The sequence below is a fragment of the Yersinia sp. 2545 StPb PI genome (assembly GCF_052217125.1).
Lineage (GTDB): Bacteria > Pseudomonadota > Gammaproteobacteria > Enterobacterales > Enterobacteriaceae > Yersinia > Yersinia enterocolitica_E.
This window is the reverse complement of record NZ_JAZGPY010000001.1, coordinates 868,248-882,618: the sequence shown is the minus strand read 5'-3', so window position 1 is coordinate 882,618 and position 14,371 is coordinate 868,248. Positions and strand designations below refer to the sequence as shown.

Sequence of the window (14,371 nt, the reverse complement as noted above, 5' to 3'; positions counted from 1 at the left end):
ACATTATCTATTATGGCTGTGAACACTCTAACCGAGTGAGTATCACTCTTTCAGCCATTACTCTTATAGTAGTGGCTTTTATTCCTGACTCTGAAAGAGTCTATAGTAGTGACTTTTATCGGTGTAAGAATATATTTAAGGAGTGAGTAACGACACACCGATAACTACTATAAGTATGTCGTTTTATTTTTAGTTAGAAACGCCTATTATCTTTGTTGTAATAGGATCAACAGATTCAACAATAAGCCCCGTTCTATGAGTATACCATTCAGGTGTCCATTTACCCTCTCTCGGGGCATCACCATTAAGCTTGTTTTTAAGCCCTGCATTCTCAATAGAAGCTAAAATAACTTCCTGACAACCTTTGGTTAAGTCTGCACTAGTAGTGTCATATTCAAAGCTACCATTACCATCTTTTGCTGACCATTCAACTTTATACTTAGGCATTAATTTTCATCCTTATTGCTGTGTGTGAGCATTAAAAGTAGCTTATCCCACAATTAAAGCAATAATATCAATGAGGTTTAGTTTTTCCTCATCGAAGCCCAGAAGAACAACCCACCTACAGAAATCATAGGTATAGAGTAACTCAGTGCCTCACCAAGGATTGCAATCACCAACCCTGCCCCAGCAAACCACGTGAAGAGAAGAAAACTAATGATGCTTTTGATCTGAGTGTTAGTCATGAAACCTCACAAAAATGATCTAAATCAATAAGTTAAAATAAAGACTTCTTTTGCATAGGTTAAGTATTAATCAGATTAAAAGCTAACTGGTAATCTCGATCGATAACTCGTAATCGATCGGTTGCATCTATCGCTACAATCTATCATATGGATCAATTTGATTGTTTATACTGATCAAAAACAACAGTTAATATAGGGTTTATATAGCCTTAAATAACCGATAATAATGAAAAATGATTTACCTGGTTAGGCAGTGATTTCACAGTACCTATACATCGGTGATGCCTCTGTATGCCCGCCCTATCTGAATCCACAATAAAATGCAGGAAATACTGGATTAAGCGATGTTGCCCCTTAGCCCCTCAAAACCATGCAGAATGAAACTACAAATGAATTTTTTTATTTGATTATCATTATTGTTTGTTGTTGATATGTATTCTCATACATAACACCTAACCACCTCTTTGTTATCTGTGATAGCTACGCTATTGAAGATAGTTATCTTCACTGTCCCTAGGACAGCAACTGTTATGTCTGTTTATCATTTGGGTACACCCCAACGATAGGTTAGAAGTCATAGTCAAAAACCTATCATTTAGGCCTTGATATAACCTATTTGATAAATTATCATTGAGATAACTTAAATGATAAATGAAGGTGTGATATGAAATATGGATACTCCCGTGTCTCTAGCAAAGGTCAGAATCAAGCCCGACAGCTAGCAGTACTTGAGCCACTGTGTGACGAGGTAGTTACTGAAACTGAATCTGGCAAGACGACTAAAGACAGACCAGAGTTAAAGCGTCTCATGGCCTCTCTGCGTTCTGGTGATGAGTTAGCAGTTAAATCCATAGACAGGTTAGCCCGTAACACAAAAGAGCTATTACAGCTTATTGATGTGCTAATTGAGAAAGGTATTAAAGTAACCTTTGTTGATAACAATCAGACGTTTGATAATAGTCCTACATCAAGATTGATACTCACTATGATGGGTGCTGTAGCAGAGTTTGAACGAGGGATTATTGCTGCTCGTAGGGATGAAGGGATTGCTATTGCTAAAGAAGAAGGGAAATACAAAGGCAAACAAGCAAACAAAGAACTGCATGCAAAGGTCTTACGCTTACTTGAGGCTGGTAACAATACGACAGAAGAGATAGCCAAAATTGCACAGTGTGGAGTTGCTACCGTTTACCGTATCAAGAAGACTATGAAGAACTAATCATACCGTTAGCGCCCTGCTAACCATTCCATTAAGCCCCGCAAGGGGCCTTAGGCATACACACCCACAGCTATACTCAAACTCTTCTCTACGGCCTTCCTACGCGCTGATAGCCAGTGGCACCACACCGAAACAGCTATCGATATTTTGATATTATAAATGCGAATGATTCTCGTCTGGTTGAACTGTCAAGCACCGAGGACACTGAGACGGATATTTTTAAGGCAAGAAAGTTAGAAAGTAGTCACATTGAAACTAGGCAAGAATGGGGGGTGGGGATAAAACGGACAATAGAAGCCATAAAGCCCCGTTGGTGATAATACACAATGCGGAGCGTAGCGACTTCATCAGTATTCTCATTACACAATAACTTATCAGGATGCCTTGTGTACCAATAGAGGAGCGTGGGCGAGACGCAGACAGAGCTTGCATAAGGTGTGCAAGTACCATCACCATAAACCTGTTTTGGCTATCATCGTTGACAGCACATCGGGCTTAAATGCTTATTGTGTAGTGTTTTGGGTAAAGTTTAGAGCCTACATGGTTTGTGCGGCATAGATTTCTTGTTATCACTATCGCGGTAAGAATCTTGTAACGACCGCCAGTGTATTGATATGCTACCCAATTAACCACACATCAAAACGCGACAGTTATCTGGGGTAGTTCAATGGGGCTAAAAGGCGGGTATGTGAGTTATCACTATCGCCGGAAGCGCTTATATATCTAATTTATTGATATATAAGGAGATTGGAGCGGGTGAAGGGAATCGAACCCTCGTATAGAGCTTGGGAAGCTCTCGTTCTACCATTGAACTACACCCGCTTCGGTGTGCGGTTTGCATTATAACCGGTTCTTTCTCGTGGGCAAGCGAAGATATGGTCTAAGCGCCGGTATTTTAAGCGATTAGATTAAACCAAGTATAACTATGGCGGTTTTTGCTTAGTAAAAAGGGTGCCGTAGCACCCTTATAGATTACCGCTACCACAATAAACTTATTTAACCGGACGCATCGCTGGGAACAGGATAACGTCACGGATGGTGTGGCTGTTGGTAAACAACATCACCATACGGTCGATGCCGATGCCCAAACCAGCAGTTGGCGGCAAACCATGTTCCAGCGCGGTGACGTAGTCTTCATCGTAGAACATCGCTTCATCATCGCCAGCTTCTTTAGCACTAACCTGATCAGCAAAACGCTGAGCCTGATCTTCAGCATCATTCAACTCTGAGAAACCGTTACCAATCTCACGGCCACCGATAAAGAACTCAAAGCGGTCAGTGATAAACGGATTATCATCATTACGACGTGCCAGCGGAGAAACCTCTGCTGGATATTCAGTAATGAAAGTAGGCTGAATCAGGTGGCTTTCTGCGGTCTCTTCGAAGATCTCGCATTGAACGCGGCCCAGGCCCCAGCTCTTCTCAACTTTAATGCCTAATGACTCGGCGATAGCCAAAGCTTTGTCCATATCGTCCAAATCTGCCACATTGGTTTCAGGGCGATATTTGCAAATGGCTTCTTTCATGGTCAGTTTGGCAAAAGGCTTACCGAAATCGAATGTCTGCTCACCATACTGCACCACACTGCTACCCAATACGGTTTCAGTCAGAGTGCGGAACAGCTCTTCAGTCAGCACGATCAGATCTTTGTAATCCGCATACGCCATATAGAGTTCCATCATGGTGAACTCTGGGTTATGACGCGGGGAAACGCCCTCATTACGGAAGTTACGGTTGATTTCGAATACACGTTCAAAACCACCCACAACCAGGCGTTTCAGATACAGTTCTGGCGCGATGCGCAAGTACATATCGATATCCAGCGCATTGTGATGAGTCACAAACGGACGCGCTGAAGCACCGCCAGGGATCACTTGCATCATAGGGGTTTCGACTTCCATGAAGCCTTTTTCCACCATGAAGCTACGAATACCAGACATCACCTGCGAACGAACTTTGAAAGTATGGCGAGATTCATCGTTAGCGATCAGATCCAAATAACGCTGACGGTAACGGGTTTCCTGATCAGCCAAGCCGTGGAATTTATCCGGCAGCGGACGCAGCGCTTTAGTCAACAGGCGCAGTTCGCTACAGTGGATAGACAACTCACCGGTTTTAGTTTTAAACAGCTTGCCACGAGCACCCAGAATATCGCCCAGATCCCACTTTTTGAATTCTTCGTTATAAACGCCTTCCGGCAGATCATCGCGGGAAACGTACAACTGAATACGGCCACCGACATCTTGTAGTGTGACGAATGATGCTTTACCCATAATACGGCGAGTCATCATACGGCCAGCCACGGTCACTTCGATATTCAGCGCTTCTAACTCTTCATTCTCTTTACTGCCGTACTCAGCATGTAGCTGGTCAGAGAGGTGCTCACGACGGAAATCATTAGGGAACGCAATTCCCTTTTCCCGCAGCAAGGCCAGCTTTTCCCGACGAGCTTGTAACTCACTATTGAGTTCTGGTTCTTGCGCTTGCTCAGCGACTTGTGGTTTTTGCTCTGACATCTCAGTTCCTCATAGCCCGGCTTTCAAACTTGCTTCAATGAATTTGTCCAGATCACCATCCAGTACCGCTTGCGTGTTACGTGTTTCCACGCCGGTACGCAAATCTTTGATACGGGAGTCATCCAGTACATAAGAACGGATCTGGCTACCCCAACCGATATCAGACTTATTGTCTTCCAGAACCTGTTTATCAGCATTTTTCTTTTGCATCTCAAACTCATACAGCTTCGCCTTCAACTGTTTCATCGCTTGATCTTTGTTCTTATGCTGAGAACGGTCATTCTGACACTGAGTCACGATATTGGTCGGAAGGTGGGTAATACGTACCGCAGATTCCGTTTTGTTGACGTGCTGACCACCCGCACCGGATGCGCGGTAAACGTCAATACGCAGATCTGCCGGGTTGATTTCGATATCAATATCGTCATCAACTTCTGGATAGACAAAAGCAGAACTGAAAGAGGTATGACGACGGCCACCGGAGTCAAACGGGCTTTTACGAACTAGGCGATGAACGCCAGTTTCAGTACGTAACCAGCCAAAGGCGTAATCGCCGATGATCTTAATGGTGGCAGACTTCAGGCCTGCAACATCACCATCAGATTCTTCGATGATTTCAGTTTTGAAGCCTTTTGATTCAGCCCAGCGCAGGTACATACGCAGCAGCATGCTGGCCCAGTCTTGGGCTTCAGTACCGCCAGAACCCGCTTGTAAATCCAGGTAGCAGTTGGCGCTATCATATTCACCAGAAAACATGCGGCGGAATTCGAGCTGGCCCAGCTTGCCGTCAAGGATCTCTAACTCGGCAATGGCTTCGTTAAAAGTCTCTTCATCGTCAGCTTCAATCGCCAATTCCAGCAAGCCGGAAACGTCTTCCATACCTTGATCCAATTGATCAATGGTCGAGACAATCTCTTCTAGCGCAGAACGTTCTTTACCCAGCGCTTGCGCACGCTCAGGTTCATTCCAGACGTCGGGCTGTTCCAGCTCGGCGTTTACTTCTTCCAGTCGCTCTTTCTTGGCATCATAGTCAAAGATACCCCCTGAGAACGTCTGTCCGATCAGACAGGTCCTGAATTCGGTTTTTTACCGGGTTTATTTCAAACATGGTTTTGAGTCTTACGTTGAGTCGTAGATGACGGAATGTCATTATACCCGTCATACTTCAAGCTGCATGGGTGTTGGCTGTCTTCGTTCACCCGGATCATTGACTGACGTCAACTCATCGGAATTTACTCAGTTGCCGCCTTCCTGCAACTCGAATTATTTAGGGCACAGAATTGGTAATTCTAACGGATCTGTCCGGCGGTTTATAGCTCGTTGACTATATTTCCTGCTTACTTGAAATCACAGTGGCGTTAACGCGACTTATTCACCCGAATCACTGGCCTGAGCCAGCTCATCGGGCTTCATTGGAATGTTGCCTAATAAGGCCACAAATGCTGGACCAACAACTGGACACTACGATTACCACGATATTCATTGATATCGAGTTTGTAAGCCAGCTTAACCTCACGCACACTGCTGTCCGGCCATAAGGTGGTATCGATATTAAACGCAATACCATCGAGTAGCGGACCGCCATTTAGCGGCTCAATCATCAGTTTTAGATGACGCTCCCCCACCAGCCGTTGCTGCAAAATACGGAATTTGCCATCAAATGTCGGTTCTGGGAAAGACTGCCCCCAGGGGCCACCATCACGCAACAACTCCGCCGTTTCCAGCGATAATTCGTTGCCTTTCAGTTCACCATCGGACCAAATAACGCCTTCCAATTGTGAGGCATCCATCCATTCACCGACTAAATCGGCAAAACGCTGACGGAACTCATCGAATTTATCTTGTTCCAATGATAATCCCGCCGCCATTGCATGGCCGCCAAACTTCAGCATCAATCCTGGGTTCAATGTATCCAGTCGCTCAAGAGCATCGCGCATATGTAACCCAGCCACACTGCGCCCCGACCCCTTCAGTAACCCCTCACCCGCTGGGGCAAAAGCAATGACTGGCCGATGAAAACGTTCTTTGATGCGCGAGGCTAAAATCCCTACCACACCCTGATGCCATTCTGGATGGTACATCGCAATGCCGTAGGGCAATGTCGTGCTGGTACGTTCCAGTTGGTCGCACAGTTGCAGCGCCTCAACCTGCATCCCCTGCTCTATCTCTCGGCGCGCCTGATTAAGGGCATCCAAATCGATTGCTAAAGCTCTGGCCTGAGCGATATCGTCAGTGAGAAGAAGTGCAACCCCAATAGACATGTCATCGAGACGACCAGCAGCATTAAGCCGTGGGCCAAGGGAGAAGCCGAGATCATTGGCAGCCAATTGACGGGCATCACGGTTGGCGACTTCCAATAGTGCACGGACCCCTGGACGGCATTTCCCCGCACGAATACGGCTTAATCCCTGATGGACCAGAATCCGATTATTGGCATCCAGTGGCACCACATCCGCAACCGTCCCCAGCGCCACTAAATCCAATAGTTCAGCCAGATTGGGCACGGCTAAAGCTCGTTGCTCAAACCAACCACTCTCTCGCAAACGGGCGCGCAATGCCAACATCAGATAGAAGGTAACACCCACCCCAGCCAGTGATTTGGAGAGAAAATCACAACCAACCAGATTCGGATTAATGATAGCTTCAGCCGCTGGCAAGGTTTCACCCGGCAGATGGTGGTCGGTAACCAGCACCTGAATGCCCAAGGCATGGGCCAAATCCACCCCGGCATGAGAAGAAATACCGTTATCAACCGTGACGATCAATTCCGCACCACGGGCAGCGACCTGTTCAACCACTTCCGGGCTAAGCCCGTAGCCATCGTCAAAGCGATTGGGCACAAGGTAATCAACATTACTGCCACCCATGCTGCGCAAAGCCAGTACTGCCAGTGCAGTGCTGGTGGCACCATCGGCATCAAAATCGCCGACAATCACGATACGCCGTTTGTCAGCCAGTGCTTGCTGTAACAGGGTAACCCCGGCATCAATGCCATCGAGTTGCTGCCAGGGCAATAGACCTTTTACGCCTCGTTCCAGTTCTGTCGCAGTTTTAACCCCACGACTGGCATAGAGGCGGCGCAGCAACGGATGCAATTGCGCCGGTAAATGGTTGTCATCCGCCGCCTCACGACGACGAAGTTGAGTTTTGAGTGTCACGGGTGATTAACCCGCCGCTTTTAAGGAAGCCTGATGCTTATTCAGCATTGCCAACATCTCTTTCGGCTCCAGATAACCGGGAACGATAGTGCCGTTTTGCAGCACAATCGCAGGCGTGCCCTGAATACCAAACTGCACGCCGAGCTGGTAATGCTTGCTAATGTCTGTTTTACAGGTAGCCGGTGATATCTCGGTACCTTTCATTGCTTCATCGAACGCTTTATTACGATCAGCCATACACCAGATGGATCGCATATCTTTTTCTGCCTGAGAACTTAAGCCCTGACGTGGGAACGCCAGATAACGCACAGTAATGCCCAGCGCGTTATAGTCTTTCATCTGCTCATGCAACTTATGGCAGTAACCACAGGTGATATCGGTAAACACCGTAACAACATGTTTTTCCTGCGGTGCTTTATACACAATCATTTCACTGCTTAATGCTTCAAGTTTTTTCACCAACATCTGATTGGTCACATTGACTGGCTGGCTACCGCTCACATCATACAGTGGCCCTTGCAACAGATGCTGACCGTCGGCTGAGATATAAAGCACTCCGTTTTCGGTCATCACCGTGCTCAAACCTGGGATCGGCGAAGGCTGGACATCAGCTTGCTGAATATCTAATTTTTTTAGCGTCTGTTGGATAGCGGCATCATCTGCGTTAACCGGGCCGGCGAATGCGGCGATGAACACCGGCAGTAACAATAAACTTTTTCTCATTTATGAATCCTATCTCTTTCCACACAACATCGTTTTTCTACAAAACAATCATGCACGTGGATGATGCTGTTGATGTAGCTGTTTCAAACGTTCCGTAGCTACATGAGTATAAATCTGGGTTGTCGACAAATCGCTGTGGCCCAGTAACATTTGTACCACACGCAGGTCAGCACCGTGATTCAGTAGGTGCGTGGCAAAAGCGTGCCGTAATACATGGGGTGAAAGCCGTTCACTATCAATACCTGCAAGGATCGCATAGTGTTTGATGCGATGCCAGAAAGTCTGTCGGGTCATTTGCTGGCTACGATTGCTGGGGAACAGCACATCTAGTGACTGGCCATTAATCAACCATGGACGCCCATGCTCCATGTAGTTTTCAATCCAGTACACCGCTTCTTCGCCCAATGGCACCAGCCGCTCTTTATTTCCTTTACCAATAACCCGCACCACCCCCTGACGCAGGCTGACATCACTGATGGTCAACCCCACCAGCTCCGATACCCGCAAGCCCGTGGCATAAAGCACTTCCAGCATGGCTTTATCGCGCAATTCTAGCGGGATATCAACATTGGGTGAGTTGAGCAGCCTATCAACCTGTGCCTCACTTAAATCTTTAGGTAAGCGTTGCGGCAATTTAGGTGATGAGAGCAGAGCCGTCGGATCATCTTCACGCAGCTTTTCGCGGTATAAATATTGGAACAGACGACGCATCGCACTGAGTAAGCGTGCCGAACTGGTCGCTTTATAGCCGCCTTCAATGCGCTCAGCAAGAAAGGATTGCAAGTCCTGCGAACCTGCACGCAATAAATCACTGCCGTGATGTTCTAACCATCCGGTTAATGCATGTAAATCCAGACGATATGACGCTAGTGTATTCTCAGCCAGGTTTCTTTCCAGCCATAAGGCATCAAGAAACTGTTCAATCAGCGGGTTATTTTGCTGTTGCATTGTTGTTTCTCTCTTTGATTGAACTCAAGCGCCATTATGCCTGATGACGAGACAAATCTGGTACACTCGATGCTATTCCTTATTAGTAATGCTATGGCTATACATCATGAAGATTGGTCTCTTTTACGGCTCCAGCACCTGCTATACCGAAATGGTGGCAGAAAAAATCCGCGATATTCTTGGCGAAGATTTGGTTGATTTGCACAACCTGAAGGATGCCAGCCCCCAGTTAATGGAAGCCTATTCCATCCTGATTTTAGGTATCCCTACCTGGGATTTCGGCGAATTACAGGAAGACTGGGAAGCCATCTGGCCACAGTTAACGCAGCTTAATCTGAAGGGAAAGATTGTCGCCATGTATGGCATGGGCGATCAATTCGGATATAGCGAATGGTTTCTGGATGCTCTTGGTATGCTGCACGATCATATCGCCCCACTGGGAGTGGAGTTTATCGGTTTTTGGCCGACGGAAGGGTTTGAATTTACTAGCCCAAAACCACTCAGCGCCGATGGTAAACACTTTGTTGGTTTAGCATTGGATGAGGTCAATCAATACGATTTGAGCGAAGAGCGCATCGAGCAATGGTGTGATCAAATTCTCTTAGAGATGGACGCGCTGCTGTAGTCAGCCAAACGGGCACCTGATGTGCCCGCTTCTGTATCCCTTGCGTTATATCAATCCCATAAGCGAAACGCGTCGGTACTGCTGCCCTCTACTGCTACCGGTTTATTCACCGTCTTATCGGTATTGGCTTCGGTCGATTTCTGCCCGGTCAATAGCTGTGGGTTAGCCACTTGATACCAGTCTAAATGCCGGGTTAACACCATCACTGCGGCCAGAATAATAAATAGCAACCCTGCGCCGAGTAACAATGCATTGTCTTCCGATTGCAGCAAGCCAAACAAAACCCCGTACAACAGCAATAAACCACCAGCAAACAATCCGCCTCGCCGCCACCCGCCCAGCACCGCACTCAGGTAGATAGCGATCAACAAGCTGCAACTCAAACTGGCGATAGTATAAGCCAGCGTGAAGCCAAGATGTTCAGAGAACGCCAGCAACATTAGGTAGAACAGCACCAGGGCGGCCCCCACCAGCAGATATTGAATTGGATGCACACGCAGTGAGGTTAGACTTTCAAACAGGAAGAAGCTGAAGAAAGTGAGGCCAATAAACAAAATGGCATACTTAATGGCTCGTTCGGTTAACTGGTAGTGATCGACCGGTTCAATCAAGCTGGTGCTAAAAGCGGGTAACTCATTGAAGTCGACATGTGGGTCATCACCCGCAAAGTTGATATTTATGTTGTTGGCCAGCCAGTTAGTGCTCCAATGGGCACGAAAGCCTTTTTCGTCCACCTTGCGCTGCAACGGTAAAAACTCGCCGACAAAATTAGGATGCGGCCAATTGCTTTGTAAGGTTAGCTCACTGCTACGCCCGATAGGGACTACCGACAGACTATTGGTGCCAGTCAGCGTCAGTGTAAAGCTAATATCAAATTTTTTCTGTTGAATTTGCGCTAATGAAAGCTCTGCATGAACACCTTGCACAGTCCGCCCCAGGAAAGCACCGGGTTCGAAGTTAATTTTTTGGCTGCCCACCGTGAGTGGCGAAATTTGCTGTATACCCCGCGAATCGCTCAGCGCCACCACCAGTGACGGTCTGCCGATAGTGACGCCGTCATGTATCAAGTCGTCCAATGCCGTAGCGTCAAATTGCGCGTTGAAATTAAGCGCCCCCTGATAGACTTGCGCTTTATAAATACCCAATCGCCGCACATCAACATCCGGCGCACCGCTAACGGTCATGACCTCCGGCAGTATGTAGCGACTGCGATTAACCCACTCTCTCTTTTTTTTGCCATCAACTTCGCTTTCTACCCATTCGCTATAAGGCACCACAATTAGCGGACCAAGGATCTTCTGCGATCGGCTGGTGCTGTCACTGACTTTATCGATAACACTTTGCCGATAACCACTGCGTTCAGAGATAACGTTCAGTAACATCTCTTTCGGGATCATCATCAATAGAATTAAGCCCAGCAATGTGGCTATTTTCCAAAACAGTACGGACTTGAACATGACTTGCGCTCCTTTTAAGGTCAGGAGAGCAGCTTAAGTCAGTGAAGTGAAAGCAGAATGAGGCTATGTGAAGTGAAGGTGAAGTCAGCCAATCATGTGGCATCCAGCGGCAACGTTAAATAGGCACTCACCCCTTGTGGCAAGCGGTTCTCCAGCGAAATCCGCCCGCGATGAATAGCGGCCACCTCGCGCACAAAATTCAGCCCCAAGCCAGTACTTTTCGGGCTATCGGCCCTTGGTAATGAATAAAAACGGTCGAAAATTCTCTCTTGAGCGTAATCGGGAATACCGCTGCCATTATCTTCAACCGTTATCAGATACTCCCCCTCATGCCGATCGCCACTGAGTATCACGGCCCCGCCCAAAGGCGTGAAATCCAGTGCATTATCAATCAGATTGGTCAGCGCCTGACTGAGTAATAACCCATCCCCGGTTAATATTGCGCTATCGGCGCTTTTTAGTTGCAGGCAAATACCGCGGCTGACAGCTTGTGCCTCTTTCGCACTGAAGGTTTGCTTGAGTATGTGACTGATATCCAATGGAGAAAATTGTAAATCAACCCGGCTCTCGAGCCGTGCCTGCACCAACATTTTATCTACTAGTTGCCGGATGCGTGCACTTTGCTGCTCAATATTAACAATAAACCGCTGGGCGGTGGCTGGCGGGGGCGACTCACGTAGCAGTTCAGCTGCACCGGTAATGGCGGCTAATGGGCTTTTCAGCTCATGAGTCATGGTGTGAACATATTGTTCGATGTAGGCTTTGCCATCCAATTTAAGACGCATACTTTCCAGTGCGCGGGCCAAATCATTCAACTCGCTACTGCCGATCGCTGGCAGCGCCACAACCTGCCCCTCGGCCACCCGCTCAGCGTAATCTACCAATTTGCCGATAGCGCGGTTTATCCACCATACGAAGCCCAAGCCAATCAGCAGAGCAATACCGAGCAAGACACCACCAGCCAACAAGATCTTACGCTCACTGCGTTTGATAACGGGCGCCATGGAAATATTGGGTTTACCCACACTGAGCACCCCAATGATTTTGTTTTCAGCAATGACCGGTGCCGCCACATACATTACCGAACTTTGTTCATCTGCGGGATTGGTACGGGTGCTGCGTGCGCCATATTCACCGCGTAGCGTCAGCCAAACATCATTCCAGCGCGAATAATCTTGCCCTACCGCTTTACCCGATGAATCAAAAATCACCCGTCCGTCGGTATCCGTCAGATAAACGCGATATTCGTTACGATCCTTGCGAATACCTTCAATATTGGCACCTATTGGCCGCAAATTTAGCGAAGCAAACGCTTGTGCCAATTGACCACTGGCAACGTTATCCAGCAGCATATCTTGCCGGGCAAACTGTGCCAGTAGTGTGGCGGTATCCACTAATGTGCCTTCGGTGGCGCGCCGGACGCCAGGTTTCACCTCTTGTACGAAAATACGAATAACAAAATAACCGGCAATGGCCACTATCAGAAAGTAACCTAGCAGTAAGCGCACGCCGATTTTCATCGCTGACTCTTCATCATCGGTAACTCAGACTATAGCCCAACCCACGATGAGTGCGGATTGGTGACTCCTCATCGTAAGCCATACGCAATTTTGAGCGCAGGGTTTTAATGTGGGTATCGACAGTACGGTCCTGACTCTCTTCTGCCTGCGCCCAAACAATATCCATCAGTTGCTGACGTGAAAATATGCGCTCGGGGGCCAGTAATAAGGTTTTCAGTAACAGATATTCATAGCGGGTGAGCCAGAGAGGCTGCTGATGATAGGTCACCCGCGCGCCGGCCTCATCCAGGGTGAAATCACCGAATTGATGCACCATAGCAGAGGCGGCCAGAATTTGTGATTTTTGTAAGCGCCGCAATACCGTGCGCACGCGGGCACTCACTTCACGGGGTGAGAAGGGCTTAGCAATATAATCATCGGCACCAATCTCCAGCCCGACAATGCGATCCAGTTCTTCACTACGGGCGGTAAGAAATACCACCGGCAGCGCGGGTTCGCGCGCCAATAGACGGCGGCACAGGTCAAAACCATTGATATCAGGTAAGCCAACATCCACTATCGCTAAAGCGGGCCGGCCATCCGCCAGTGCTGCCAGCGCCGGTTCCCCCCGGTCAAACCACCGGAGGGTAAAACCTTCGCTTTCTAAGGTATAAATCAGCGTATCAGCGATACTTGGTTCATCCTCTACCAGCCAGATTAAGGGTTTCATTGATTCATCCCCTCATCTGAGCCAAATGAATGCCGCAATAGCTGACATAATTGCCGCCACTCATCTTCTGACATACTGTCGGCGGCCAGCCACAACCGCTTACGGGCTGAACGGCTGCTCGACTGCTGTAGATTTAATAACACGCCATAACGGGTAATCCATGGCTGTTTGGCCACGATCCATTCGAGCCTTTTCCATAGTACCAAATTGCCGGGTTTCAACCGGATCTCGCCTTGACAGGACGTAATATTTTTCTGGCTGCGGATACACTCAAACACTACCAGCGTCAGCAATACCAACCACAATGCGGTATACCCTTGAGGCCAAGGCGCAACCAAGGTAAGTATCACTAAAACACCATGAGACAATAAAGAGAAGAGTTGAGTGTGCCAGGATACCCGCAAATCACATCGCCACTGGGCCACGGGCTTTATTTCGTGTTTGAATCAGTTTGACCATCTGACGCAGCTCGCTATCCTGCGGCTCCCCGTGATTCATCAGCCAGTTGAATAAGTCTGGGTCATCGCACTCAAGTAAGCGAATAAATGCCTGCTTCTCGTTATTACTCAAGCCATCATACTCATGTTCAAAAAACGGCATGATAGAGATATCAAGTTCACGCATACCACGACGGCACGCCCAGTGAATACGGGCCTTATTATCGATTTCCATGTCCTGATTGACTCCTCAGTGAAGGATATTATCCGAACCCAGCCGCCAATAAGCGCCTGATTCGGTGCGTTGCTAGAGTAACAATTTGATACATCCAACGGGAAGATTATCACCGTTGAATTGTCATTTTAAGATGCT

Annotated in this window: 13 protein-coding genes and 1 tRNA gene; 2 read left to right on the top strand and 12 right to left on the bottom strand. The window is 47.7% G+C overall.

What is annotated here, in order from left to right:
- Positions 1-189 precede the first annotated feature (189 nt).
- On the bottom strand, positions 190-447 hold the full coding sequence (locus V1955_RS03805) for a hypothetical protein (RefSeq protein WP_442820541.1): 258 nt from the start codon (positions 445-447) through the stop codon (positions 190-192).
- 903 nt (positions 448-1,350) lie between these two features.
- Here V1955_RS03805 and V1955_RS03800 point away from each other — a divergent pair.
- The gene (locus V1955_RS03800) at positions 1,351-1,905 is read left to right on the top strand and encodes a recombinase family protein (RefSeq protein ID WP_442820540.1); all 555 of its coding nucleotides are present in this window, start codon (positions 1,351-1,353) and stop codon (positions 1,903-1,905) included.
- 748 nt (positions 1,906-2,653) lie between these two features.
- Here the strand turns inward: V1955_RS03800 and V1955_RS03795 are convergent.
- The 6 genes from V1955_RS03795 to xerD form a co-directional block, all read right to left on the bottom strand.
- Positions 2,654-2,727, bottom strand: a tRNA-Gly gene (locus V1955_RS03795).
- 170 nt (positions 2,728-2,897) lie between these two features.
- Entirely contained in the window at positions 2,898-4,421 is a 1,524-nt protein-coding gene (gene lysS / locus V1955_RS03790; protein WP_083162773.1) for a lysine--tRNA ligase, read from the bottom strand.
- A gap of 9 nt (positions 4,422-4,430) precedes the next feature.
- A protein-coding gene (prfB, locus tag V1955_RS03785) for a peptide chain release factor 2 (protein ID WP_102970535.1) occupies positions 4,431-5,529 on the bottom strand; the annotation gives its coding sequence in 2 pieces (ribosomal slippage) (positions 4,431-5,453 and positions 5,455-5,529; 1,098 coding nt in all).
- A gap of 316 nt (positions 5,530-5,845) precedes the next feature.
- Complete coding sequence (gene recJ / locus V1955_RS03780; RefSeq protein ID WP_442820539.1) at positions 5,846-7,579, bottom strand: single-stranded-DNA-specific exonuclease RecJ; 1,734 nt, start codon at positions 7,577-7,579, stop codon at positions 5,846-5,848.
- A gap of 6 nt (positions 7,580-7,585) precedes the next feature.
- Positions 7,586-8,302: a bifunctional protein-disulfide isomerase/oxidoreductase DsbC gene (dsbC, locus tag V1955_RS03775; protein ID WP_083162767.1), complete on the bottom strand. Its 717-nt coding sequence runs from the start codon at positions 8,300-8,302 to the stop codon at positions 7,586-7,588.
- A gap of 48 nt (positions 8,303-8,350) precedes the next feature.
- On the bottom strand, positions 8,351-9,250 hold the full coding sequence (gene xerD / locus V1955_RS03770) for a site-specific tyrosine recombinase XerD (RefSeq protein WP_005185989.1): 900 nt from the start codon (positions 9,248-9,250) through the stop codon (positions 8,351-8,353).
- A 106-nt stretch (positions 9,251-9,356) separates the two neighbouring features.
- On the opposite strand from xerD, the gene fldB reads away from it, so the two are divergent.
- Entirely contained in the window at positions 9,357-9,875 is a 519-nt protein-coding gene (gene fldB, locus V1955_RS03765) for a flavodoxin FldB (protein WP_083162765.1), read from the top strand.
- 50 nt (positions 9,876-9,925) lie between these two features.
- Here the strand turns inward: fldB and creD are convergent, their stop codons facing one another.
- From creD to sdhE, 5 genes are all read right to left on the bottom strand, one after another.
- Positions 9,926-11,332 carry a cell envelope integrity protein CreD gene (gene creD, locus V1955_RS03760; RefSeq protein ID WP_442820538.1) on the bottom strand — a complete coding sequence of 469 codons (1,407 nt, stop codon included), beginning with the start codon at positions 11,330-11,332 and terminating at the stop codon, positions 9,926-9,928.
- Between the two features lie 92 nt (positions 11,333-11,424).
- Positions 11,425-12,852 carry a two-component system sensor histidine kinase CreC gene (gene creC, locus V1955_RS03755; RefSeq protein ID WP_083162761.1) on the bottom strand — a complete coding sequence of 476 codons (1,428 nt, stop codon included), beginning with the start codon at positions 12,850-12,852 and terminating at the stop codon, positions 11,425-11,427.
- A gap of 13 nt (positions 12,853-12,865) precedes the next feature.
- A complete protein-coding gene (gene creB, locus V1955_RS03750; protein WP_083162759.1) occupies positions 12,866-13,561 on the bottom strand; it encodes a two-component system response regulator CreB in 696 nt (231 codons plus the stop codon).
- A complete protein-coding gene (locus tag V1955_RS03745) occupies positions 13,558-13,986 on the bottom strand; it encodes a protein YgfX (RefSeq protein WP_083162757.1) in 429 nt (142 codons plus the stop codon). Before V1955_RS03745 ends, creB begins: the two co-directional genes overlap by 4 nt.
- Entirely contained in the window at positions 13,967-14,233 is a 267-nt protein-coding gene (gene sdhE / locus V1955_RS03740; RefSeq protein ID WP_083162755.1) for an FAD assembly factor SdhE, read from the bottom strand. The genes V1955_RS03745 and sdhE overlap by 20 nt, the downstream gene beginning before the upstream one ends.
- Positions 14,234-14,371 lie beyond the last annotated feature (138 nt).

Bases quoted from the DNA above. Each gene is read 5' to 3' on its own strand.
- V1955_RS03805 (WP_442820541.1), bottom strand. From the start codon at position 447: ATGCCTAAGTATAAAGTTGAATGGTCAGCAAAAGATGGTAATGGTAGC.
- V1955_RS03800 (WP_442820540.1), top strand. From the start codon at position 1,351: ATGAAATATGGATACTCCCGTGTCTCTAGCAAAGGTCAGAATCAAGCC.
- lysS (WP_083162773.1), bottom strand. From the start codon at position 4,421: ATGTCAGAGCAAAAACCACAAGTCGCTGAGCAAGCGCAAGAACCAGAA.
- dsbC (WP_083162767.1), bottom strand. From the start codon at position 8,302: ATGAGAAAAAGTTTATTGTTACTGCCGGTGTTCATCGCCGCATTCGCC.
- xerD (WP_005185989.1), bottom strand. From the start codon at position 9,250: ATGCAACAGCAAAATAACCCGCTGATTGAACAGTTTCTTGATGCCTTA.
- fldB (WP_083162765.1), top strand. From the start codon at position 9,357: ATGAAGATTGGTCTCTTTTACGGCTCCAGCACCTGCTATACCGAAATG.
- creD (WP_442820538.1), bottom strand. From the start codon at position 11,332: ATGTTCAAGTCCGTACTGTTTTGGAAAATAGCCACATTGCTGGGCTTA.
- creC (WP_083162761.1), bottom strand. From the start codon at position 12,852: ATGAAAATCGGCGTGCGCTTACTGCTAGGTTACTTTCTGATAGTGGCC.
- creB (WP_083162759.1), bottom strand. From the start codon at position 13,561: ATGAAACCCTTAATCTGGCTGGTAGAGGATGAACCAAGTATCGCTGAT.
- sdhE (WP_083162755.1), bottom strand. From the start codon at position 14,233: ATGGAAATCGATAATAAGGCCCGTATTCACTGGGCGTGCCGTCGTGGT.